The 21,279-nt window shown below is 41.3% G+C and carries 29 protein-coding genes; 28 read left to right on the forward strand and 1 reads right to left on the reverse strand.

What is annotated here, in order from left to right; all coding sequences use genetic code 11:
• From AC07NA_RS04975 to AC07NA_RS04985, 3 genes are read left to right on the forward strand one after another with little or no spacing between them, the layout of a single operon-like run.
• Positions 1-387: a DUF2528 family protein gene (locus AC07NA_RS04975; protein WP_494896205.1), complete on the forward strand. Its 387-nt coding sequence runs from the start codon at positions 1-3 to the stop codon at positions 385-387.
• The gene (locus AC07NA_RS04980; RefSeq protein WP_494896207.1) at positions 387-719 is read left to right on the forward strand and encodes a hypothetical protein; all 333 of its coding nucleotides are present in this window, start codon (positions 387-389) and stop codon (positions 717-719) included. Before AC07NA_RS04975 ends, AC07NA_RS04980 begins: the two co-directional genes overlap by 1 nt.
• Positions 709-972: a hypothetical protein gene (locus AC07NA_RS04985; RefSeq protein WP_494896209.1), complete on the forward strand. Its 264-nt coding sequence runs from the start codon at positions 709-711 to the stop codon at positions 970-972. The genes AC07NA_RS04980 and AC07NA_RS04985 overlap by 11 nt, the downstream gene beginning before the upstream one ends.
• A gap of 40 nt (positions 973-1,012) precedes the next feature.
• Here the strand turns inward: AC07NA_RS04985 and AC07NA_RS04990 are convergent, their stop codons facing one another.
• Positions 1,013-2,023, reverse strand: a complete 1,011-nt coding sequence (locus AC07NA_RS04990) for a hypothetical protein (RefSeq protein WP_494896211.1) — start codon at positions 2,021-2,023, stop codon at positions 1,013-1,015.
• Between the two features lie 174 nt (positions 2,024-2,197).
• Here AC07NA_RS04990 and AC07NA_RS04995 point away from each other — a divergent pair, with 174 nt between their 5' ends.
• From AC07NA_RS04995 to AC07NA_RS05115, 25 genes are all read left to right on the forward strand, one after another.
• On the forward strand, positions 2,198-2,365 hold the full coding sequence (locus AC07NA_RS04995) for a hypothetical protein (RefSeq protein ID WP_494896213.1): 168 nt from the start codon (positions 2,198-2,200) through the stop codon (positions 2,363-2,365).
• Positions 2,365-2,742, forward strand: a complete 378-nt coding sequence (locus AC07NA_RS05000; protein ID WP_494896215.1) for a LexA family protein — start codon at positions 2,365-2,367, stop codon at positions 2,740-2,742. Before AC07NA_RS04995 ends, AC07NA_RS05000 begins: the two co-directional genes overlap by 1 nt.
• Positions 2,702-3,238 (forward strand): DinB/UmuC family translesion DNA polymerase, encoded by a 537-nt coding sequence (locus AC07NA_RS05005; protein ID WP_494896217.1) that lies wholly within the window; start codon positions 2,702-2,704, stop codon positions 3,236-3,238. The genes AC07NA_RS05000 and AC07NA_RS05005 overlap by 41 nt, the downstream gene beginning before the upstream one ends.
• A 577-nt stretch (positions 3,239-3,815) precedes the next feature.
• Positions 3,816-4,349 carry a hypothetical protein gene (locus tag AC07NA_RS05010; RefSeq protein ID WP_494896219.1) on the forward strand — a complete coding sequence of 178 codons (534 nt, stop codon included), beginning with the start codon at positions 3,816-3,818 and terminating at the stop codon, positions 4,347-4,349.
• A 121-nt stretch (positions 4,350-4,470) separates the two neighbouring features.
• On the forward strand, positions 4,471-4,947 hold the full coding sequence (locus tag AC07NA_RS05015; protein WP_494896221.1) for a hypothetical protein: 477 nt from the start codon (positions 4,471-4,473) through the stop codon (positions 4,945-4,947).
• A gap of 44 nt (positions 4,948-4,991) precedes the next feature.
• On the forward strand, positions 4,992-6,419 hold the full coding sequence (locus AC07NA_RS05020; protein ID WP_494896223.1) for a S49 family peptidase: 1,428 nt from the start codon (positions 4,992-4,994) through the stop codon (positions 6,417-6,419).
• The gene (locus tag AC07NA_RS05025; RefSeq protein WP_494896225.1) at positions 6,419-7,510 is read left to right on the forward strand and encodes a hypothetical protein; all 1,092 of its coding nucleotides are present in this window, start codon (positions 6,419-6,421) and stop codon (positions 7,508-7,510) included. The genes AC07NA_RS05020 and AC07NA_RS05025 overlap by 1 nt, the downstream gene beginning before the upstream one ends.
• Before the next feature lie 2 nt (positions 7,511-7,512).
• Positions 7,513-8,007, forward strand: coding sequence for a hypothetical protein (locus AC07NA_RS05030; RefSeq protein ID WP_494896227.1), 495 nt, complete (start codon positions 7,513-7,515; stop codon positions 8,005-8,007).
• Positions 8,008-8,009: 2 nt separating this feature from the next.
• Positions 8,010-8,555 carry a hypothetical protein gene (locus AC07NA_RS05035; protein ID WP_494896229.1) on the forward strand — a complete coding sequence of 182 codons (546 nt, stop codon included), beginning with the start codon at positions 8,010-8,012 and terminating at the stop codon, positions 8,553-8,555.
• The gene (locus AC07NA_RS05040; protein ID WP_494896231.1) at positions 8,555-8,752 is read left to right on the forward strand and encodes a hypothetical protein; all 198 of its coding nucleotides are present in this window, start codon (positions 8,555-8,557) and stop codon (positions 8,750-8,752) included. Before AC07NA_RS05035 ends, AC07NA_RS05040 begins: the two co-directional genes overlap by 1 nt.
• A 108-nt stretch (positions 8,753-8,860) precedes the next feature.
• Positions 8,861-10,630, forward strand: coding sequence for a hypothetical protein (locus AC07NA_RS05045; protein WP_494896232.1), 1,770 nt, complete (start codon positions 8,861-8,863; stop codon positions 10,628-10,630).
• A 92-nt stretch (positions 10,631-10,722) separates the two neighbouring features.
• Complete coding sequence (locus AC07NA_RS05050; protein ID WP_494896234.1) at positions 10,723-11,523, forward strand: DNA adenine methylase; 801 nt, start codon at positions 10,723-10,725, stop codon at positions 11,521-11,523.
• 190 nt (positions 11,524-11,713) lie between these two features.
• Positions 11,714-12,673 (forward strand): hypothetical protein, encoded by a 960-nt coding sequence (locus AC07NA_RS05055; protein ID WP_494896236.1) that lies wholly within the window; start codon positions 11,714-11,716, stop codon positions 12,671-12,673.
• 47 nt (positions 12,674-12,720) lie between these two features.
• A complete protein-coding gene (locus AC07NA_RS05060) occupies positions 12,721-13,470 on the forward strand; it encodes a hypothetical protein (RefSeq protein WP_494896238.1) in 750 nt (249 codons plus the stop codon).
• A gap of 66 nt (positions 13,471-13,536) precedes the next feature.
• Entirely contained in the window at positions 13,537-14,181 is a 645-nt protein-coding gene (locus AC07NA_RS05065; RefSeq protein WP_494896240.1) for a hypothetical protein, read from the forward strand.
• Positions 14,171-14,824 (forward strand): hypothetical protein, encoded by a 654-nt coding sequence (locus AC07NA_RS05070; RefSeq protein WP_494896248.1) that lies wholly within the window; start codon positions 14,171-14,173, stop codon positions 14,822-14,824. The genes AC07NA_RS05065 and AC07NA_RS05070 overlap by 11 nt, the downstream gene beginning before the upstream one ends.
• Complete coding sequence (locus AC07NA_RS05075; RefSeq protein ID WP_494896250.1) at positions 14,824-16,563, forward strand: hypothetical protein; 1,740 nt, start codon at positions 14,824-14,826, stop codon at positions 16,561-16,563. Before AC07NA_RS05070 ends, AC07NA_RS05075 begins: the two co-directional genes overlap by 1 nt.
• Positions 16,564-16,826: 263 nt before the next feature.
• Entirely contained in the window at positions 16,827-17,087 is a 261-nt protein-coding gene (locus AC07NA_RS05080; RefSeq protein WP_494896252.1) for a hypothetical protein, read from the forward strand.
• A complete protein-coding gene (locus tag AC07NA_RS05085) occupies positions 17,065-18,444 on the forward strand; it encodes a hypothetical protein (RefSeq protein ID WP_494896254.1) in 1,380 nt (459 codons plus the stop codon). Before AC07NA_RS05080 ends, AC07NA_RS05085 begins: the two co-directional genes overlap by 23 nt.
• Positions 18,444-19,409, forward strand: coding sequence for a DUF6712 family protein (locus tag AC07NA_RS05090; RefSeq protein ID WP_494896255.1), 966 nt, complete (start codon positions 18,444-18,446; stop codon positions 19,407-19,409). Before AC07NA_RS05085 ends, AC07NA_RS05090 begins: the two co-directional genes overlap by 1 nt.
• A gap of 1 nt (position 19,410) precedes the next feature.
• Positions 19,411-19,872 carry a DUF5675 family protein gene (locus tag AC07NA_RS05095; RefSeq protein WP_494896256.1) on the forward strand — a complete coding sequence of 154 codons (462 nt, stop codon included), beginning with the start codon at positions 19,411-19,413 and terminating at the stop codon, positions 19,870-19,872.
• Positions 19,873-19,882: 10 nt separating this feature from the next.
• Positions 19,883-20,233, forward strand: a complete 351-nt coding sequence (locus tag AC07NA_RS05100) for a hypothetical protein (protein ID WP_494896257.1) — start codon at positions 19,883-19,885, stop codon at positions 20,231-20,233.
• Complete coding sequence (locus tag AC07NA_RS05105; protein ID WP_494896259.1) at positions 20,230-20,418, forward strand: hypothetical protein; 189 nt, start codon at positions 20,230-20,232, stop codon at positions 20,416-20,418. Before AC07NA_RS05100 ends, AC07NA_RS05105 begins: the two co-directional genes overlap by 4 nt.
• The gene (locus AC07NA_RS05110; RefSeq protein ID WP_494896260.1) at positions 20,418-20,984 is read left to right on the forward strand and encodes a hypothetical protein; all 567 of its coding nucleotides are present in this window, start codon (positions 20,418-20,420) and stop codon (positions 20,982-20,984) included. The genes AC07NA_RS05105 and AC07NA_RS05110 overlap by 1 nt, the downstream gene beginning before the upstream one ends.
• Positions 20,981-21,244, forward strand: a complete 264-nt coding sequence (locus AC07NA_RS05115) for a hypothetical protein (RefSeq protein WP_494896261.1) — start codon at positions 20,981-20,983, stop codon at positions 21,242-21,244. Before AC07NA_RS05110 ends, AC07NA_RS05115 begins: the two co-directional genes overlap by 4 nt.
• Positions 21,245-21,279: the final 35 nt, after the last annotated feature.

Here is a 21,279-nt window from a genome sequence, read left to right on the forward strand (position 1 = left end):
ATGAGTACAAAATCTTTTACCGTTAATTATGGCCCTACCTGGTGGAAGTGCCAAGTATCTATCAACTTCGATTACGTAATCAAGGACGGTGATAAAATTTATAGCATCAAAGAGTTGATGCGAGAAATGATCATGTTTTGGGACGGTGGCAATGAGCGACTTAATGAAAATAACAACGATGTTGTAATCGCTTTTCTCAAACAGTTGGCCCGGGAAATTAATTACATCCAGGTAAACTCCACTGTTAACCTTGAAGGGCTTAAAAGTGCCTTCAAAAATAGAGAAGGCTGGTGGCCAATGGATGGTACTTGCGGAATAGAAATATTAGATGCCGACCTGTTTGTTTTTGAGTATGAAGATTATGAAGCTTTGGAGGATCCGCGATAATGGCACAAAAAGAACGACACAATTGGAAAGATAAAAGCCGCAGTAATTGGGGCTCAATGCTTGAACCAGGCGAAACTTTGTCTACAGATTATCTACAAACAGGTGCCATCATGCGTATCGCTGACGCGATTGAACTAATGGCGAAGGATCGGCAGGAAATGGAGACTAAGCTTAAATATAACCTTGATTATGCTAAGCGTTTGCGTGAAGAGCGGGATGCGTTGTTAAAGGAATTAAAAAGCCTGAAAGCCTCCCGAACCCGTTATAAATTAAATTATAACGCTGTGAAATTTGAATTAGATGAATTAAAGAAAACAATAAATGCCGGATAAGCCTATACCAACGCCTAATTGGTCGTCAATATTTCGAAAATATTCTTGGTGGCATGATTCAGTTAAGGGTAGGGATTTTGTGATTATACAGCGTTGGTTTAACGAAATAGGAGATTTGGAAAGTATCGAGCTTCTTGAAAAAAATACTGAATGGCCTCGATTAGTTAAAATCAATGAGATGGTTGGATTTTTTGAAAAAGAACTACTCTTGGTCGCAAGCTCGATTTCTATGGAACAAATAAAAGCCAGCTGAATAGTTGGCTTTTATTTGATTAACATCTGAGTCTTAATAATCAATCAGATGTTAGCTCGTCTCCATTGTCTTTCAGCAAATCTTTTAATTTCTTAATATCCTCAGGTGACATTGATTTTAGGAAATCACTTGGTGAACGTGGTTCTTCACCTATCTCTGTCTTGTAAGGAGAATTAGTACTAATAAGTTTTTGTTCTGGTGCCATAAGTTGTCTCGGACTATTTGTAGCATAGGTTTCCAATTCTGGGATAATAGCACCAGCCGATAAAAACTTGTCTACTCCATTTAGGACACCTCGTTTTAATAGCTCACAACTTTCAGGACTGAGCTTTCTCTCATTTTGCATTTCATGTATTCTATCAATTACTGGTAAAGATTTTGTAATTAATTCAATTCTCTCGGAAAATTGTCTTTCCCGATAGAAAACCACACGATCCCATAACGTTATAATTAGTTCCTTTACTTCTTGAATCAGTTTGGCTGCACCCAAAAAGTCAAAAGATTTGTCGCTTCCCGAATCAATTGCCACAACAGTCAAATCACTGTTATTTAGATCTAATATTGTTGCAAATACTTTGTAAAATTCTTCTACGGCTGTGAGCACATTTGTTAACCGGGCCGGTGTGGATTGTTCTGCTTCATTTTCAGGTAAAATCACCGTTAACATAATCTTACCTTCAATATCTGAACTTTCCTTAAGAACGTCATTGATTTCATTGTATTTAACATTATGCTGCTTCAGCAGCTCTACCACAGTTGGAAGGTATTCGATTAAAAATCTTAAACGTCTAAACACAGGAACAGGCCCGTTTTTATCTTGCATCAAATAACTACTCCAATTTCTTAATTCAAGGAGTTGGCCTAAATCCAACGCAATCATTACTTCAATTTCATTACGCCCAAATTTTGAAGTATGCATTTGGAAAGTCTGAAAACATTGAAGGAAAGACTCAATTGTAGGTTTCTCAGTGGAAATGACTTTTAATAAATCAGAATCTTTAATTGCGTGTGTTACCCGATTCACTGCATTGATAAGGTCAAGTCTTCTCATTATTTGAGGTTTAATAGTTATATGTTTAAGGTTCAAAACCAAATGTATAAACTTACTCCCATAACTTAAAATGAGTTGGTAGATTACAATTTAAAATAATGTTCATTTATATTATCCACACCGCTTGCAAATGCTAATATAATTAGCATGAATTTGTAATAAAATTATCATGCAATGGATTCGATAAAAAACATTAGCCCGCCTTTGTGCAGTAAAAAGGAAACTACCGGCAAGCCTTTTTATCCGCAATATGAAGAAGATCTTACCGAAGTGAATTGCTCCTTTGAACTTTGGGAACACCTTAGTCCAAAGGGTGATAGCAACGATAAATTGCCATTCTAATGATTATAAAAAAGTATCTAAAAGGTGAGTTGAAGAGGCCATTGGCAGGATTTTGGATACATGCAGCGTTTGAAAGCCCTGGCACCGATTATGAGGAGGATAGAATCAGCCTGGACGAATACGTGTCAAATCATCCCGAAGCGACATTTTACGTGCGGGTAACCGGTGATTGCATGCAATATTCCGGCATCGAGTCGCATGATCTCTTAGTGGTTGATAGGAGCTTAACGCCTTTACCTGGTGATATCATTGTGGCTGTTTTAAACGGACAACACATATTAGCTTGCTATATCGAGCATTTAGGTAAGGTTTATCTAATGCCTGATAACCCGAAGTATGGCCCGCACGTTGTCAAGTTTCGGCGAGAAAACCGATAGCTATAACATTATTGAAGATGCTTTATGCGCCTTTGTACAAAACTCCGCGCCCAAGCTTAGGGAGCAGGGTTCACTATGCGGGCAGATCCAAGTTTTTTTAATGACCAGTCAATTCGAGGTAGTAGATAAACTTAAAAGTGCAGCTCACACTATCGATTTTGCAATACCCTCTAATTTAACCCAGGATCTTATTCATTATGCTGTGCAATGCCTGAAGCGTATTTACAAGCCAGGATATCCATATCAAAAGGTTGGCGTATTTATGACAAAGTTAACACCCGCTGCTGCCGGGCAATTATACTTACTTGAAGACAATAATAAGCGCGAAAAGATGCTTAAGGCATCTAAACTGGCAGATAAGATTAATAAGGTAATGGGTAAAGACACTTTACGCTTTGCAGCTATGGGTTACGAAAAACCCTGGATGATGCGGCAAGGGTTTCTAAGTAAACGTTATACAACAAGAATAGAAGAGTTATTGACAATTGGTAGTTAGATCAATTATCTTCCTGAGATTTAATATTTAAGACAACGGGCAAGCTCACTTTGTTTTATGCTATTCTCAGGGCCTCCAAAACACCTTTCAGGTCGATTTAATACACACATCGTACTAAACTAACTGTGAAACGGCAGCGCCGTTAAACACCTTATACATTGCTGGGCGGCTTGGCCGCTTTTTGCCCCTTGCAACCCCTTGATTAAAGATGCAACTAAATTTATTAACTTCTTAACCGAAATGTAATTTCTATTTTAAACTACTGAAATCAAGGAGTTTAAAAGTTAAAGAGTTAATTAAATTTTATTAACTTTTTTAAAGAGTTAAAGAAATTTCTTAACTGAAAAGCCGGTTAATAAATCGAATGTTACCAGTTAATGATTTTTTTTGCTCCGGTTAATGAATTAACTGATTGTAAATCAGTATGATTTGTGCCGGTTAATAAGTTAAAGAATTGTATTAGGTTCAGGTTGTTACAGGGCTGGGAAAAGTTCTTAGAATGGCCTGATTAGTAGGTCTTGAGTGTATTTTTTTGTAATAAATATTATAATATATTTAAGTCCCTTTTAAGCAAGCTATGTACACTATCTCCGTACCGGTTAAACCGTATGTAAAGAAATTTATTGCCGCAAGATATCAGGAGGATGTCTGGCAGATAAGCAAGGAGGATCGTATTGGTAAGATCCTGTTTTGTCTCCTCGACAGGATGCCTGTCATCTACCAAAAAAGTAACCTTAACTACGGCGCTGTTCTAACGGTCGGGATCTGCCGTGACTATGCTTTTCGCAAAGGCCTATACCTGTCCAATAGTTCTATCGTGGAATTTAACGAGATGATCAAGCTCGAGCTGATTGAGGAGATCGCCATGTATTCGTGGCAAATCAAAAATCGAATCGGTTTAAAGAAATACCGGGAACTTTATATTAAGCAGAAAACTTCCAGCCGGCAGCGCATACAGGTGCTGCAAGATCCTGACCTGTATCAATACTTTGAAAAAAGGGAGATAATTTATGATATTTTAAAGGTTTATGATATCACTGAAGACGATCTTCCCTATGAAACGGTTTACAAAGCGTGCCAGCGTTTAAAGTTGCCACTGTTAAGCGCCTGATTTTATGCATTTTATACAGGTTTTGCGCAATTTGTCCGCTAATACAACCAATTTTAGCCCCCAACAGTAGGCTTCGGTCACTGTCCTTTATTACAAACCATAGCCATGGCACCTTTACACCATGGCAATTAACCGTTTCCTTGGTGAGAACTACGGCTCGCTCGTATCGATTGATTACGTGCCCTCATGGCAGGTAAAAGTATTCGCTCCTACTTCTGAATTAAAAATATCAGCAGCAGCTATTGAATTGTACAACGGCTACAGCTGGCAAAACATCTACTGCTCCCAGGATACAATGGGCCACCGGCAGCAGCAGGTAAATGATGTAAACGGCGAATATCAAAATCAATCGGTCGTTGGTTTTGTCCCTGGTGATGAGGACGAGATCGAAGAAGGCCTGCAGGATCTGCACACCAGGCAGCGCTATATACTTCGTGTTACCAGGCCTAACGGAATGGTTCGGATTGTAGGTACCCCAGAACAGCCATTAGATATAGGTATTGATAGTAATACCCAAAGTACCGTACCCGGGCGGAATGGAACTGCCATCAGTTTTGCCGGCAAAACAAGTAAAAGAGCCCTCCGGCTAATCCCATAGCTGTCCTTTTACGCAATTCAATACCCGGTATAATTGTACTATCCATGAGACTTAATAAACTCGCAATAACCCTTCACCGCAGCACCTGGTTACTTGATGACCGTGTTACCGGCTCTTTATACCAAATGGCGGAGCGTTTTTTAAACGGAGATCGCGTTGCCTGGTTCGAAGAAAATAAAAAAGCCGAGCGGGATGTTTTCGAAGCGCTGGGCTTCACTAAGGAAGGGGAAAAATTTGTTTTAAAAGCTGAAAATAGCCTGATATCAAATCAAGGCATATATAATGACGCTCCTGAAGGCTCTATAGCGGTAATCAATATCGAAGGCCCGATGATGATGGACGATTATTGCGGATCCCCCGGCACCGACAGTATTGGCGCCTGGATCAACGATGCAATGATGTCGCCAAGCATTATCGGCGTGATGTTAAAAATGAATACGCCGGGCGGTACGGTAGAGGGCACTAATGAGCTGTTCGATATCGTGCTGGCCGCGTCGTTACTTAAGCCTGTAGAAGTTTTAGTGACCGGAATGCTCTGCTCTGCCGGATATTGGGTAGCCTGCCCTTGCCGGATCACAGCCAGTTCAGGTACGGTCGAGATAGGAAGTATCGGTACTGCTGTAAATTATAAAGATTACAGCAAGGGAAGCCCGGTTGTTACCCATTACATCCCGGCGGATACATCACCCCATAAAAACGCTGATCAAATTGAGGCCCTGAAAGGCAATTATATCCCTATCAAAACCAATATAGTAAACCCTACCAATGAAATATTCATGGCCAAGGTGAGAGAATTGCGTGGAGATAAGCTGCAGCTCACCGAGCATAAAAATGATGCCGGCGAAACCTACGCCACCGAACCAATATCAGGCCAGGTCTATTTAGCACAAAAAGCCATAGATCTCGGCCTGATTGACGCGATCGGAAATCAGCAATCAGTACTTGATAGCATCAGGTCCCGCGCTGAAAGCGAAGAATTTGCAAATCAACAAAATTTAAATATGTCATTATTCGGATCAAAATTTAAGAAACTGACCGCAATAAAAACTAAGAAAGCCGAGGAGATCACCAAAGAGGAGATTGAAGGGGTTAACGAAGAATTTAAGGCGGAAGGACACGATAATGTGGTAGTGATCAGTACTGCCCATTTCGAGGAGGCAAATAACAATGCCGACGCTTTAGAAACCGGCTTAACTGCCATCAATGCTGCCCTTGGTAAAGGCAACGAAAAAACCACACTGGCCGAGGCCATCACCGCTTTAGTTGCTGATCGCAACAAAGAAGCCACAGCTCGTACAGCTGCTGAAAAATTAGCTGCTGAGTACGGTGATCAGCCCGGCGAAAAACCTACAAAACCAACATCTAAAAACCAATCTGAAGGTAAACCGATCGTAAAAGATAATAGCAATGCAGCTTTTATGAGCGATTACGATCGTGAGCTGGAAGCTGAATTTGAAGGGAGCGAAGAATAATGGCAAAAAATCCAAACGTAGCTGCATTGGCAGCGTGGGCAGGCACTTATCAAAAAGACCTGTTCGGTAAGCTTTACCGTGGTATAACCGCTGCAAAAGACCTTACCCTGGTTGAGGACGTAAAAAACAAGGTAAACCTCACCAAATTAACGATCGGCAATGGTGTTAAACCTGCAACCGGCGTTTTTAAACCTAAAGCGAACGATATCAACTATACTCCAAGGGTATTACAAGTTGAGGAGTTTCAGCGTGATATTCAGATATTCCCCAAAGATTATCGCAATACCTTTATGGCTGAAATGCGCGGTCGTGGTGAAGGTGCCAAGAATAAGCGTATACCTTTCGCTGATTATACGTGGGCTCAGGTTATCGCGCAGATGTCTTCGCAAATTAACCGTAAAACTATCTATTTCGGCGTTGGTAAAGCCGGTTTCAATGCGTACAACGCTGCTACGGTATACCAAATAGGTGACAAAATTAGCATTGCCAACCCGGATGACGGCGAGATTGAATACTGGCAATGTACTGCTGTAACTACAGCCGGGCAAACACCGTACTCAACTTCGGCAAAATGGTCAAACGCCAATATGCTTGCCATCTGTGAAGGATTCGCTCCAAAAATCGCAGCCGGTATCTCTGCAGGCGATTTAGTGCCGGTAACTACTGGTGTTATTAATTCCGGCTCAGGCGCATACGCGCAATTTAAAAAATTGTGGCGTGCACAGGACGAGGAGCTGCGAGACGGTGAAGTTCCAGTTCCTACATTCTGCTCCTGGACAGATTTTGACCTTTTGGTTGATGACCGTGAAGAAAAAGTGGGCAAATACACTGAGCGTGATCTTGAAACCGGTATCTATTACCTTAAAGACACCAACCGCATGAACCCAATTGTTCCTGCTTTATGGTTGGGTGGTAGCCGCAGATTAATCAACGCTCCGCGCGCAGAGATGTTGGTAGGTACTGATTTGTTGAATGACATCAACGAGATCAACACAATCGAGCAAATGTATCACCTGGATGCAGGTATAACCGGCCTGATCGGTACCCAGATCCGTGATTTTGATAAAGTAAGGGTTTCTGACCAGTTATAAAAATGGCAAACACTAAAATTTTAACGATCGGTGCCCTGGGGGCATCGATCGCTGCTCTGATCGCCAAAGCGGATGGTGATCAAAAAACCGGTCTCGAAAAGTTTTTAAAAGATCTGGAAGCATTTGGAGAGCAGCCGGTGCCAGCCGATCCCGCTATCGCGGTGCTCGAAAAAGCAAAATCGGATTTGGAAGCCAAACTTGTCGTTGTAAATAACGACATCGTGCTAAAGGATAGTCAAATTAAAACTTTGACTGATAACCTTGCCAGTTTCAAATCAGAAAGTACTTCGACCATCAAGGAATTGAAAGATAAGCTTAAAAAGGCTATCGAAGCAAAGGTTGAGAAATCAGAACGTCCAACGGTTGAGGTTGATGGCGTTGAGTACGAGGTGCATCACGGATCATGGCCGCATTCGGCAGCAGCATTGGCAGAAAACCCTGATCTCGCCAAAGAAGTACTCTTAATTTCAGGGCAAAACGCACTTAAACCGTTGTAAACATGCCATTAGATTTAGTTGATATGTTACACCAGGACGGGGTTGAGAATCCCTCCGGTTTAGCCACAATGCACGGAATAGCTTTAATGAGCTATTTTTCGCCTGCAGGTATCAAAAAACCTGTCGCCATAAATGATGCAGCTGCAACAGCCATCACCGCAGGATCAATAGCCACTACTCACACATTTGCAACCGGTAAATGCATGAAAAAAGTTTACGGTACCGAAAATAAGGGCGAGGCTAAAGATGACGTTGTTGGTGATACTGACAGCCAAAGCACAAAAGGCAGTGTTACGATCATGTGCCCTGGTTTAAAAGCGGAATACATATCTGCAAAAAGGATGTACAATGCTTCTACCGGTATCTTGTTCGTGTCAATGGCTGATGGCCAGGTTATGCAATATGGTTCTGAGCTATTCCCTTGTCACTTTAAGGTGAGCTGGGCCAGTGGTAATAACGAGGGCTACCGTGGTTATACAATAACCGCTTCTTGTTACGGTGATGGTATCTTATACACGCCCGGCCTGAACTTTACACCTGCTGCGTAATGGAAACGCCACTTAAACAATTATCCGCCGATATAAGCGGCAAATACCAGGTACTGGACGGCCACGGCGTTGGTGAGTACCATTGGAACGGCAATATAGTCCATCTCGACTATTTATCGCTGGACGAAGCTGATCGGCTTGTGGCCGGTGACTTTCCGTACCTGGTACCTATTGCCGCCAAAAAGGTAAGAGCATAAAGATCCTGTTAATTTAATTTTTGGTTTACTCATCATTAATCCCTGGCGCGAGGCCGGGGATTTTGTTTACTAATATTTTATAATATTATCTTTGGTAAACGAGCAATTATGAACATCCTAAATGAGTATCAGGAAAATGAGCGAATTGTAATCACTTCTGAAGAATTTATCAAAATTTGGCTTGGACATTACAAGTTAGATAGAAATTATGAATTGTTTTACGAGTTATACCCTGTTGATGAACAAGATCCTGATCTATTATTCAACATTTACAACGATGATTTTGTCAAATTCAAAAATTGTGACATAATTGGTGAGGTGAAAATTGAAGAACCGCTAATTGAATATCCAAAAGCCTTCATTTTAGATTGTAATTTTGAACTGCCACTTATTATATCTGGTGGGATTTTTAATGACATATTTATTAGGACTAATGACAGCTCTCAATTTGAATTAAGCATTTTCGAAGGTGATTTTCAGAAAATCACTTACGATTCTTCGAACTTCTCGCAAGTTAACATTGTTAGAATAAATGGAGGAAAGTTTAATCAAACTCTTAGTGTTTATGGACAATATAAAGGTTTAGAGATTGCCGGAGGCTCGTTTCTTGCAGGCTGTAAAGTGTCAGGAACGTACATTTATATTCTCATAACTGGCGGTATTTTCTTTCAAACTTTCGATTTTAGCTATATTTATTGTCGGGAAGAATTGCAAATCCTTGGAACCGGAGCGCAACGTTATTTTGAAGAAGGTAATTTCATTGATCATGATGCCTTAGATGCAAATACAGATTTGAAGGATGCAACTTTAGTGTTTCAAAATACTTTTTTTATTTCTGGAAATATGCTCATTTCTAATATTGAGCCAAAAGTTATACAATTTATGATATCAAGCACGCAAATGGATAATCACTTTTTCATTAATGCGCTTACTATTGTTAGCTTCTCAAATTCATTAATTTTCAACTCCCTAAGCAAACAACATTTTATAATAAACAATTTTATTATTGAAGATTGTGTGATTGCCAAAGATAAAATTTACAATTTTTATAAAGTGATTACTAACCAACTGACTTTTCTTAATCTGATAAATAATGGGGCAATATTTTTCAAAGCTATCAGATGTGTTTATAACGTATTTAGCTTTAGTTTTGAAAGCTTTTCCGTAGAATTTATTGAGCAAACACCCGAAAATGGTAGGAAAGTATTTACAAAGCCAGTATTAACTATACGTAACACAGATTTTGGAAAAGCAACTTTTATTGATTGCATATTCAATGGTTGTAAGTTTATATTTTATAATTCAAAAATTGTTGATGTTTTTTTAGCAGGAACTGGTATGCCTCAGAAAATTGAAGTTCTTGATAAGCGCGATATAGGTCAGGCCAGATTGGGCTATGGTCAGCTTCGTAAAATTTATGAAGCAAAAGGCGACTTGGTTACAGCTAACAAATACTTTGCCCGTGATATGGACGAATACATTAACGAGTTAAAATGGCAGCGAGAGAACTGGTCTGCTGACGATTCTGAATTACTGAATTTATATTTAAACAAACTAACGAATAACCATGGTCAAGATTGGGTTCGTGCTTTATGTTGTATTTTACTGTTAACTTTACCAGCCTATATCCTTTTTTGTTTATCGTTTGGCTTTAAAATATCCTTCGATAAAGCTTCGATGGCTAATTTTATTAGGCTGGTAGCATTATTTTTTGACTTCTTAAATCCTGTTCATCGTCCTGACTTTTTTACAGCTGTCACAAAAGACCATATATCATCTTTCGCACTTTTAATTGAGAATGTCTTTAGAGTTGTAAATGCGTATCTAATCTATCAGTTTATTCAAGCGTTTAGAAAACACGGCCGTTCATCAAGATAGCCGTAATCCTTATTCGTCTTTTAATACAAGCTTTACCTGCCTAATTTTGGACATTATTATTGAGTAACAAAGCCAGTTAACTCAAATAAATTATGTCTAAAATTCACTTAAAAACGCCGATTAGCTACTACGGCGGTAAACAAAAATTAGCAACAAAAATCCTTTCACTTATCCCTGATCACATTTTGTATTGCGAGCCATTTGTTGGCGGCGCTGCTGTCTTCTTTGCTAAGCCTCCTTCAACTATCGAAGTTTTGAACGATACAAATAAAGAGCTGATTAATTTTTACCGGGTGGTGCAGAACAAATATGTAGACCTGGAGAAAATGATCAGGGTAACACTGCATAGCCGGGATTTACACAAGAATGCCTCGGTAATATATAATTACCCGCATTTATTTGATGAAGTTTCCAGGGCCTGGGCAGTATGGGTATTAAGCACGCAAAGTTTCAGCGCTCAGCTCGGCGGTACTTTTGGCTATGACCGCACTGATCAAACTACAACTAAGAAGATCATTAATAATCGCGACCGGTTTACTGAAGACTATGCAATAAGATTGCAGAATGTCCAACTGGAGAGCGCCGATGCCCTATATGTAATTGGCAGCAGGGATTCGGAAAAATCATTTTTCTATTTGGATCCGCCTTATTTCAACAGCGATTGCGGCCACTATGATGGCTATTCTGAACAGGACTTTGAAAACTTGCTGGTTAAGATTGGTAATATAAAAGGTAAGTTCCTATTATCATCTTATCCTTCGCCAATATTATTGCGATACGCAAAACAGCACAATTGGAATATGTGGTCGGTCGAACAAAATGTGACTGTAAATAATAAAAGTGGATATTTGAAGCGGAAGATTGAAGTACTTACGGCTAATTATCCTATTTAAAAATAAAGCCCGGACGATATTGATATTGTTTTGCGAACGTTAACCACTACCAGGTGAAAAAACACCCATGTCCGGGCTTGTCTCTATTGAGGGTAACAAAGCCCAAATTCATGGATGTAGCAGTAAACGTTCGCGATGTAAAGTTAAGAATATTTTAAAATTTGTATGTTTATAATCTAAACTTATTACTATGACTAATTCTACTATTTCCCAAGACAGCCTTACTACGGCATTTCTAAATCTTGAAAGAATCAGTGCTTATAAAAAAGATATTGATGAACATAAAGTGCGTAAGATTTTCTACGCTACGTTGGCATTAGCATTATTGTTTGATTCAATCGACCCTACAATGCGAAATGAACATAGTCAAAATGCGGACTTCATGATTAATAATATTAGACAACTTTTCGAAAAAATTGCAAATGAGTATCGTGGTCCGAATCGCCCAAATAGCGCATTAATCAGCAGTCACCACTCGGAGGTTGATCAATATTACGGTCGATTGGTCGATGATGGAAGTGAATTTAAACATTTGTATCACCAGCTGCATCAAATGGGTGATGCAAATACTGCGTTAATTGATGCTGTCGCTGCTAAACAAGCTTATGAGGACTTACAGAGAAAAACTGAAAACGTAATTAAAGCTTATGAAGATATCAATGCTACAGAGGCTACTCAAAGATATAGTAAAGTGTTTTTGCAGGAAGCAAATTATAATTTATATCAATCAGTATTTTGGATAATCTCAATAATATTAAGCTTAATCGCCTTTTCTTTATTTATACCAAAAGAGAATGATTTTATAAAAATTGATACAAGTCACGGTCCAACGGTAATTACTTTAGAGTACCTTAAACGATTACTTATTATCAGTTTTTTCATTTTTATAATCACTTTTTTAATAAAGCAATTTAACGTTAGCCGCCATCTGCATACGCTAAACCGTCATAGGGCAAATACACTAAACTCCTTCGATTTATTTATTAATAGTATTGGAAGTTCGGACACTGAAGTGAAAAATACATTAATGATGGAAGTTGCAAAAGCGATTTATGAAAGTGGACAGACAGGATATTTAAATATTAAAGATTCAGATTCCGGCTCGTCAATAAGTGCAATAACTAATGTTTTAAAACCGGATAGTAAGTAAAATATTTTATGGTACTCATAGAGCGATGTTTATCTTCCAATGACTTTTTGAACTGGACATTAGGCGTATTACAATTTGTTGTTCTAATAATTACATTAATTTATAAGGGTGACTATTATGACCGGCGAAAAAAAATCTATCGTAGACTTCACTGGACAGTTTATTTAATTCTTTTTGTGACCTTTGTTCAAGTATTGCTGCTTATTAGGAAAGATAACAACGCTCAGGACGTCAATTTATCGGTTAATAAGAGTAAACAAGAAATATTGCGAGCTATTGAAAGAAAAGGTTATACTTATGATCCCAATTACAAAAGCCTGAACAAATTTTTAATCGAAAATTTGTCGAAGGATACGATTATAAAATACAAGTCGAGAGGAAACCCTCTTATAAGTAATCATTCCATCTCTCCATATTTTAAGGATACCGCTAACAAGGCTTCTCAAATAGTTTTTGCGATCTATAATTCAGGGCTTGGCCCCGCCATTAATGTGGAAATTAGAACGCATGTTATCGCTAAATTAGTAGATGAAGTTAGGAAAAGTAACTCAGTGATGAAAGTTGATAATGCTATTGACCCTGGGAAAGGAAATTCCATTTATTGTAATATGCCTTTTAGAAGAAGCCTTATACCACAAGATACCATTTTCATGCGATTTGATGTTATTTATGCAAATAGCTCGGGCAAAGCCATGCCAGTCTCCAAGTTATATTATTTCTATACAAAGGATTTTGGCATCGAATGGCGGATGCCAGGTGACATTAAGAAAAAATATATAGAAGATCAATTACCATAACTAATAAAAATGCTTTAAAGCATTGATGTCCTTTATTGCAATCTTATTTCATGGCATTTTTATACCATGGAAATTACCGCAACATCCTGGTTAAAAAGCAACCGTGATTACCAAGCAGGCCTGCAGATACTCATCGGCAGCGGGGCCTCTGAATTCTTGATCGACCTGTTATCTTCCGGACCGGATGAATACAACACGCCACGCCTGGTAAAGGAAATAGCGCAACTACCTGTCACCATTCCGGCGGCGGAAACATTCGTGCCGTCTGTCAAAGCCTCACCCGCTCTTCCCGAGGCGCCCACTTACAGCCCGGATGCTAACCTTGAGAAAACGCTCCGGATGAAAGAACAGATCAAGCAGTTGTTCAAAGAAATTTCCCACCTCAAAGCTCAACTTCCACTGATACCTGAAGGGCAAGCCCTTTTTGAATGCGCAAAGCAGATCGTGCTTAAAGACTTAAAAAAACAGGATTTATGGGAACAGCTCCATTATTATGAAACCCACGGGGTATGGTTTAACGATCTTCCCGAGAACCAACCTAAACCTTTTAATCTGGAGCGATCCATTAAGAACGCTATGGCAAATCGCTCGAAGGCAAATGCCAACCTAAAACGACCTCTGCCAGTGGTAAAGAAAAAATATTATGAGGGCGTAGTGGCCAAATGGGAGAAAATAATTGCGGACTTAATACAGCAGCGCGATGGCAGGTAAAAGACGCGCATTAAGAGTTGTGCCGGCCTATGATTCTGAAAACAATATAGGCGCCGTCGATCGCGTACGGTTCTGCCTTATCAATGGCCGGATGAATGATCTCACTCAATCAGAGCTCGAGCAAATCGATCGCTGGCGACAGATAGATGCCTGGATTAGATCTAACCGGTATAAAACGGTTAATTATGAGGGTAAAGAGATTGAAGCAGCTGTGCATGGCCATGCCGCTATTCGTGCCCTGGCTATGAGTTATTTCCGCATCTCATGGGATACAGCAGAACGGGACATTGCCAATACAAAAAACTTTTGTACCGCAGCCTATGATGATCAGGAATTCTACCGGTCGGTCTATATAGAAAAATATGAACGCATGGCCGACGAAGCCCAGGCATGCGGTAAGTATGCTGCGGCTGAGCGATTATTGTTCCGTGCCTCAGAACTGCGTGGTCACTTTGATGATGTGCAGGAGGAGATCCCGAATGATAAGATTGAGGCCTTCCAACTGCTTATTGATTATAATCCTGAAGCGGTCGGCCTTAAAACCGTTCCAGACAAAGAGGCCCATTTCGAGCGCTGGAGAAAAAAACGTAAAACAATTTCTGAGTCATTAAGTAAGGACGCGGAGGATATCGATTCGGAATAATGGATATCAAGCAGAAAATTATTCACTTCAATTACCCGCAGCAGCGCAGCTGGATAGTTAATGCAAATACCACCGTCGCAGTAATAGGGCGTGCAGGTGGCAAGGATCATGGTTTCGTGACACCTACTATACTCCGAAATGTAAAAGGCATGCCAAGGGGCGCTACAGCATTCGTTTCGCCAACTTTTATTAAAGCCAAAACGGATATGATCCCCGCGCTTATTAAGGCCCTGGAGAAGTTTGGTTTTTATGAAGAAATAGATTTTTGGGTGTTCAAAGAACCAAAGAACTCTTCCGACAAGTCAAAGCAGAAAATTAATTTTGTCAAGGCCTATGAACATCCCAGGGATGCGCAATATTCGATCTTCTTTAGGAATGGTCATGTGATCAGGGTGATCGGCCTCGATAATAAAAAAACGGCAAATGGCCAGTCCAATGATTACCTGCTGCTGAACGAAGCAAGGTTTATTAAGTACGAAGATTTTATCAGCCGGGTAAAACCAACCAACCGCGGTAATGAGGATACGGCGTTTGTAGATCTGCACTACCATCACGGTACCGGTATCTTCACCGATATGCCCAGGAGCGCTGCGTCCCAATGGATACTGGATTACGAAAAGAATGTAGACCAAGATCAGATTGATCTTATCGTTTCTTTTGATCACGAACAAAGGGAGTTGTTAAAAACCATAGCAGCACAGCTTGAGGCCATTGATCCAAAACAAGCGCAACAAATCCGCCACGATAAAGAAAGGCTGCTGGCCACGATGCGTGACCTGGTTGTTAAGGGTAAATTAACCGAAGCGCTGGAGAGGAGATTCCGTAAAGAGATCAAGCGTCTCGACGATTATCTTTTTGAGCTACGCAGGGAAGCCGTCTTTACTATCAGGGCGTCAACCCTGGATAACATAGACGCGGTGGGTGTTCGCTTCATTAACGAAATGAAGCGTGACCTGAGCGATAATGAGTTTGACGCTTCCATTCTTAATGAAGAGGTTAATGCAACTGATGAACCATTCTATAGCACATTCAATGATGAGAGCCATTGCTATGAAGCTATTAATTATGCGTACGTAGAGCAATTCGAGAACCCGCTCGAGATGCCGCGGCCCTGGAAGAAAGATGAAGATTTAGATCCTACCCGGCCACTTCATGCCGGCTGCGACTGGAACAAGAAAATAACCTGTACTGCATTTGGACAGGAGTTCCAGCGAGCTGTTAAAATGGTAAACAGCTTGTATGTGAAAGATCCTAAACGTATCAAGCACTTGGCTAAAGCTATTGATGATTATTACCAGGGATTCCCCACAAAAAAAATCATACACCATTTTGACTCAACGGCCATCGGCGAAGATGCGAGTCGAGAGATTCCTTATTATGTCGAGTTTCGGCTGGAGCTAAATGCCCTGGGCTGGGAAGTCGAGGATCACTACATCGGAGCAGCTTCTACTCACCGCTCCCGAAACAAATTATTTCTGCGCGTATATGCCCAGGACGATCCGGATACTAAACCGTTCTTAATTAACCGGACTAACTGCCCTGATATGATCACCTCGATATCCAATGCAGGATCGTATCAAAACGATAAGGGAATACAAAAGGATAAGAAGCCCGAGCTATCAAAAACGGTTAAGCCGGAGCATGCCACCCACTTATCTGATGCACACGACACTTTATACATCGGTATGATGCATGATCGTCTTGGTGCCGGAGACTATGAACCTGACGCAATTATGTAAAGTTGCCATATAATTAGTAATTGATTTTTTACTGATTTTATCTCCGCATCCATTTTTAGCTCTTCGGTTGATTTATACCATTTTAAGGGTCGCAGTTTGAGCAAAAAGTTTTTCCGTGTGCGAGTTGACCCCGCCACACGCTGTGGGCAACCGCAACTTTTCGAGATCGATTTCGATGATATATGAAAACGCACCCGGCCTCGTTGGCCGGTGTCGGGGCTGTGTCCTTTAATACAAGCCCTCCCGATGGCAACTTTGAATTAATGAATACAATCTCGTTAGATGAATTGCGAAAGGTGCTTAAGCAGACCGATGCCGATGGCAACTACCTGCCCTGCTCGCTCACAGTGGTAACGTGTGACCTTAATCGCAAGATCGGTGGGCAACGCATCACCTACAACAATGCAGTATTGGTCGATGCCGGCCGCGCTTCTTTCAAGATTAGAGCTAAAGGCAACCAGGAGATCCGCACTATCAATCCCTTACTCATAACACACTGCAATGGCAAACAAGTTACCACCTGAAGATAATGTGATATCACTGAGCGGCGGCGTAGACTTCCTGTCAGGCTCGAGTGTGATGCTGGTTGATCAGGACACGCCTGCTGGTAAACCAACGGTGCCGATCAAGCGGGACTATAGCAACCGCGAGGTGTTGAGCTGGAGCCCGTCCAATGATCTTCCGCAACAGGTAATAGCTCAGGCTATGCAATCACCTGAGTTGCTATCGCTGATAGAATTCATGGTTACCGTTATCTATGGCAGCGGCGTTGGTTATGAGGTATACGACGGACTCGATGAGAAAGGTAACCATAAGTTCAAGACTGGCTTTGATAAAGAGGTCGAGAGCTTTATGCGTAAGAACAAGATCCAAAAGTATGTTTACGAAAACGTACTCGATTTGGTATGGTTCAGTCACGCATTCCCTGAGCTGATCAAAAATAAGAGAGGCGACAAGATCGTACAGGTGACCCATCAGGAAGCTGCCTTTTGCCGGTTCAATGTACAAAATGTTAAAAGCGGTTATAACGACAAAGTATTTATCAGTGCCAACTGGCCGCATGCTTGTCCCGGAGATGAGTATACAACAGAAGTAGCGGCAATTAATCCCCGCGATATCAATGCTGCCGATTCAGCCAGGCTGGCAACTTATGATAAATTTATTTACCCGGTAAGCTTTCCATTTCCCGGAAACCTCGTTTATCAGCACTCTACATGGCATAGCCTTTTCGAATCAAAATGGTTTGATATCAACCGGCTAATCCCGATCCTGAAGCATGCATTAATGAAATTCCAGATGACCATCAAGTACATTATGGAAGTTCCGGAAGCATTTTGGGAGATACAGGCCCGCGACCGCAATAAAACATGGGAGACCATGACCCCGGCGGATAAAGCAGCGCTTAAGAAGGCTGTCAAAAAAGAGATGGACGAGTTCCTTACGGGTGCAGAAAATACCGGAAAAACCTTAATGACCACTTTCGGCTGGGATAAGATCAATAAAGTTAAAATCCCCGGTGTGTCGATAGTGGTGCTTGATGACAAACTACAGGATGGTAAATACATCATGGATAGCAAGGAAACATCAGGACAATTCACCAGGGCCTTCGGTGTTCCGTTGCCATTGATGGGGCCGATATCCGCCGGCGATATGGGCGCAGGCTCCGGTACCGATGTGCGTATGCATTGGAATACGCTCAATGCAAGGCTTCGGGCACGCAAGGATCAGGCTATCGAGGAGCTCAATTTTATTGCAGAATACAACGGCTGGACAGAACGCATGCCAGGCTTCCGCTTTATTCTTAAAGATATCGTGCTTGATACACTGGATGTCAATCACAGCACAAGCAATCCATCACCAACTTCACAACCGAGCAACTAATGGCAACTCTGATCAACGATAAAGAAACTCTAAAAGCTAATATTGGCGCCGTCGATGCCAACTTTAATTGGGACTCGATTAAAAGCTTCATTGAAGACGTTGAACGTGATGTAATCTGCGATAGCATTGGTGATGACGCGGTGGCATATTTTATAGATCACCCGACCGGCTTAACCGGTGTACAGGCAAAAGTGTTGCAGTTGCTGCAAAGGGCTGAAGCTTATATCGGAATTTATACCTGGAGCCAAACGGCGTTATACCGCTTTACAGATAAAGCGCTCTATGTCGCGAAAAGCAGCGATGGCGTAGTGATCAGCGACAAAAAGCTGCGGGATCTGCGTACCTACTGTGAAGAGACCGGCTTTAATTTTTTGGATAAAGCCATCAGTTTAATGGAAGTTGACCTGGATGAATTCCCTGCTTATGCGGAGAGCGGAACCCGGCAATCCATGATCACCGGCTTTATTAAAACAGCTGCCGATTTCAACAAGCAAAGAAGTATCGATAATAGCCGGCTCACCTTCCTGAGTATGCATGCCATGATGCTCGAGGTGCAGGATGATCAGCTGAGCGCTACTATGGGAAAAGCCTACTACGAAATATTCAAGGAAAAATACCTCGATAACGAGCTAAGTACCGCTGAAAAGGAACTGTTGCCGGTGATCAAAAAAGCAGTTGCCTACCTCACTATCGCGCAGGCCTGCAAAGAGCTACCGGTTAAAATCGGGAAAAAAGGTTTGCTGATCAATAAGTATAGTAATACTTCGGAATATGAGCAGGCAGATCCTGCGGAGGAGCAACGTGCGGAAAATATGAGTAAAGACAGCCGCGAAAAAGGCGACGCAAAATTACTCGAACTTTTGAATATCCTCAATGCTAACCCCCAATTGTATCCGGGCTATATCAAGCCTGTTGATACCGAAATCACAATTAACTGCCAGGATAGTGGCTTATTCATAATGTAAAATGGAAAATTGGAATTTAACGCTGTACCGCAAATGGTACACCAACAAAACTACTACCGGCGAGCTGTGGATCAATGGAACATTCTTTTGCTATGTGCTGGAGGATTTTTGCCGCGACCTAAACCACGATGGTGACCTTAATGATCCGGGCGAAGCGAAAGTATACGGTAAAACCTGCATCCCTTCAGGCCGCTACCAGGTGATCATTGACATGAGCACCCGGTTCAAAAAACTAATGCCTCACATTTTGAATGTACCAGGTTTCGCCGGCATCAGGATGCATCCGGGCAATTATGCCGAAGATACCGATGGTTGCCTGTTGGTAGGTTCATCCAGAGCGGTTGACTTCGTCGGCAATTCGAGGGATACCTATGCCCGCTTTATGATCCGCCTGGAGGCGCTGCTTAAAAACGGCAAAGTTTATTTAACCATCCACGATCAAGCTGTTACCAAGGCAGCATAACACCAAAATAATGTCTGCAAGCGAACAAGAAAAAGAGTTTACAACTTTCGGCTTTTTAGATAAGCGTTTAAGATCCGGCTTTATCATCGGGATCATAGTGGTATTGTTGATCACGATCAGTGTATTGTTCAAGCTACTGATCAATAGCCAGGATGAGAAAGCAGCGTTAACTAAAGAACTCTATCAGCAAATGCTCGATCGTGTCGATCAAAAGGTTGACGAAAAGCTTGATCAACCCGTAAGGGATATCAACGAAAGTGTTAGAAAAGTAAACAGCAGCGCAAGTAAGGTCGATTCGGTTGCCGACAGCGCAAGTGACCTGACCAATTCAATTAAAGAAAAACTCAAAAAGAAGTCATGAAAAAGGTATTAATTCTCGGCGGTATCATGCTGGTGTGTGGTGTCCGCGCCTCAAATCCAAAATCTACCTACATCGTTGCCGGCAAGGTTACGATGCCGGCAACCGTGGACAGCTTAAGTGCGGCTTCCAAAAAATTACAGCAAAGCACAGAGCGGTTAAATATTACACTATCTAAAATCAACTAATGAAAAACCTTATCATAATAGCTGCAGGCCTGATGTTCCTATCCGCCTGCAGCATATTTCGTTCCAGTAAGAGCACGAAGCAAACCTTTCAGCGCGATTCCGTTAGTGAAATAAAATCTAAGGTCACTACCGTAGACACCGGCAGCGTTATTACCACAGAAACTACGGATTACAACTTTATTTCACCAGGGTTTAAAGCACGCAGTGAAACGTTTATTGCCCCGGCAGATCTGCTGAATAGTTTAAGCAAAGGATTTTACCGGCTCGATACGGCAATGGAAGTAGTAGCGGTTAGCTATGACACCTTAAAAAAGTCGCTGATCATTGATTTAAATAAACGCCCTGAAAATGGAAATGTTCATCACACGAAAACCGTAATTGAGAAAAAGGGATCATCGACAACAGCAGCTACCACCATCAAACAGCAAACAACAATAAAAACAACTACGGCATCCGAACAAAAAAAGCCTGAGTATGGCTGGATATGGCCTGTGGGGGCCTTTGTCATTATTTACCTTGTAATAGCATACATTGTTCGGCCTAAATCTAAACTGCCGCGGTTATGATCGATTCACAATATTTTAATGGAGTAGTAATCGTCTGTACATTAATCATTATCGCTTTTATCGTGTATTGTTACTTTAAGCGCAAACCTGGTTACGATTTTTCTGAAATTGATAAACTTCCGGCATCATTTCCGCAAACCAAAGGATACATCGCATTACCTGGAGAGGGATATCAACCGGTCAATGATGTTAGCTCAAAAGCCCCCGGTTCCGATCGTTATCCGGATACACCGGTAGAACGACCGCAGCCGCGCTGTTAATGTCCTTTAATACAACCTTCGTGCATGGCAACTTC

The organism is Mucilaginibacter sp. GW821-FHT07G05, from assembly GCF_059418565.1.

Excerpts from the sequence above, each read along its gene's own strand:
- AC07NA_RS04975 (WP_494896205.1), top strand. The coding sequence starts at position 1 with ATGAGTACAAAATCTTTTACCGTTAATTATGGCCCTACCTGGTGGAAG.
- AC07NA_RS04980 (WP_494896207.1), top strand. The coding sequence starts at position 387 with ATGGCACAAAAAGAACGACACAATTGGAAAGATAAAAGCCGCAGTAAT.
- AC07NA_RS04985 (WP_494896209.1), top strand. The coding sequence starts at position 709 with ATGCCGGATAAGCCTATACCAACGCCTAATTGGTCGTCAATATTTCGA.
- AC07NA_RS04990 (WP_494896211.1), bottom strand. The coding sequence starts at position 2,023 with ATGAGAAGACTTGACCTTATCAATGCAGTGAATCGGGTAACACACGCA.
- AC07NA_RS04995 (WP_494896213.1), top strand. The coding sequence starts at position 2,198 with ATGGATTCGATAAAAAACATTAGCCCGCCTTTGTGCAGTAAAAAGGAA.
- AC07NA_RS05000 (WP_494896215.1), top strand. The coding sequence starts at position 2,365 with ATGATTATAAAAAAGTATCTAAAAGGTGAGTTGAAGAGGCCATTGGCA.
- AC07NA_RS05005 (WP_494896217.1), top strand. The coding sequence starts at position 2,702 with ATGGCCCGCACGTTGTCAAGTTTCGGCGAGAAAACCGATAGCTATAAC.
- AC07NA_RS05010 (WP_494896219.1), top strand. The coding sequence starts at position 3,816 with ATGTACACTATCTCCGTACCGGTTAAACCGTATGTAAAGAAATTTATT.
- AC07NA_RS05015 (WP_494896221.1), top strand. The coding sequence starts at position 4,471 with ATGGCAATTAACCGTTTCCTTGGTGAGAACTACGGCTCGCTCGTATCG.
- AC07NA_RS05020 (WP_494896223.1), top strand. The coding sequence starts at position 4,992 with ATGAGACTTAATAAACTCGCAATAACCCTTCACCGCAGCACCTGGTTA.
- AC07NA_RS05025 (WP_494896225.1), top strand. The coding sequence starts at position 6,419 with ATGGCAAAAAATCCAAACGTAGCTGCATTGGCAGCGTGGGCAGGCACT.
- AC07NA_RS05030 (WP_494896227.1), top strand. The coding sequence starts at position 7,513 with ATGGCAAACACTAAAATTTTAACGATCGGTGCCCTGGGGGCATCGATC.
- AC07NA_RS05035 (WP_494896229.1), top strand. The coding sequence starts at position 8,010 with ATGCCATTAGATTTAGTTGATATGTTACACCAGGACGGGGTTGAGAAT.
- AC07NA_RS05040 (WP_494896231.1), top strand. The coding sequence starts at position 8,555 with ATGGAAACGCCACTTAAACAATTATCCGCCGATATAAGCGGCAAATAC.
- AC07NA_RS05045 (WP_494896232.1), top strand. The coding sequence starts at position 8,861 with ATGAACATCCTAAATGAGTATCAGGAAAATGAGCGAATTGTAATCACT.
- AC07NA_RS05050 (WP_494896234.1), top strand. The coding sequence starts at position 10,723 with ATGTCTAAAATTCACTTAAAAACGCCGATTAGCTACTACGGCGGTAAA.
- AC07NA_RS05055 (WP_494896236.1), top strand. The coding sequence starts at position 11,714 with ATGACTAATTCTACTATTTCCCAAGACAGCCTTACTACGGCATTTCTA.
- AC07NA_RS05065 (WP_494896240.1), top strand. The coding sequence starts at position 13,537 with ATGGAAATTACCGCAACATCCTGGTTAAAAAGCAACCGTGATTACCAA.
- AC07NA_RS05070 (WP_494896248.1), top strand. The coding sequence starts at position 14,171 with ATGGCAGGTAAAAGACGCGCATTAAGAGTTGTGCCGGCCTATGATTCT.
- AC07NA_RS05075 (WP_494896250.1), top strand. The coding sequence starts at position 14,824 with ATGGATATCAAGCAGAAAATTATTCACTTCAATTACCCGCAGCAGCGC.
- AC07NA_RS05080 (WP_494896252.1), top strand. The coding sequence starts at position 16,827 with ATGAATACAATCTCGTTAGATGAATTGCGAAAGGTGCTTAAGCAGACC.
- AC07NA_RS05085 (WP_494896254.1), top strand. The coding sequence starts at position 17,065 with ATGGCAAACAAGTTACCACCTGAAGATAATGTGATATCACTGAGCGGC.
- AC07NA_RS05090 (WP_494896255.1), top strand. The coding sequence starts at position 18,444 with ATGGCAACTCTGATCAACGATAAAGAAACTCTAAAAGCTAATATTGGC.
- AC07NA_RS05095 (WP_494896256.1), top strand. The coding sequence starts at position 19,411 with ATGGAAAATTGGAATTTAACGCTGTACCGCAAATGGTACACCAACAAA.
- AC07NA_RS05100 (WP_494896257.1), top strand. The coding sequence starts at position 19,883 with ATGTCTGCAAGCGAACAAGAAAAAGAGTTTACAACTTTCGGCTTTTTA.
- AC07NA_RS05105 (WP_494896259.1), top strand. The coding sequence starts at position 20,230 with ATGAAAAAGGTATTAATTCTCGGCGGTATCATGCTGGTGTGTGGTGTC.
- AC07NA_RS05110 (WP_494896260.1), top strand. The coding sequence starts at position 20,418 with ATGAAAAACCTTATCATAATAGCTGCAGGCCTGATGTTCCTATCCGCC.
- AC07NA_RS05115 (WP_494896261.1), top strand. The coding sequence starts at position 20,981 with ATGATCGATTCACAATATTTTAATGGAGTAGTAATCGTCTGTACATTA.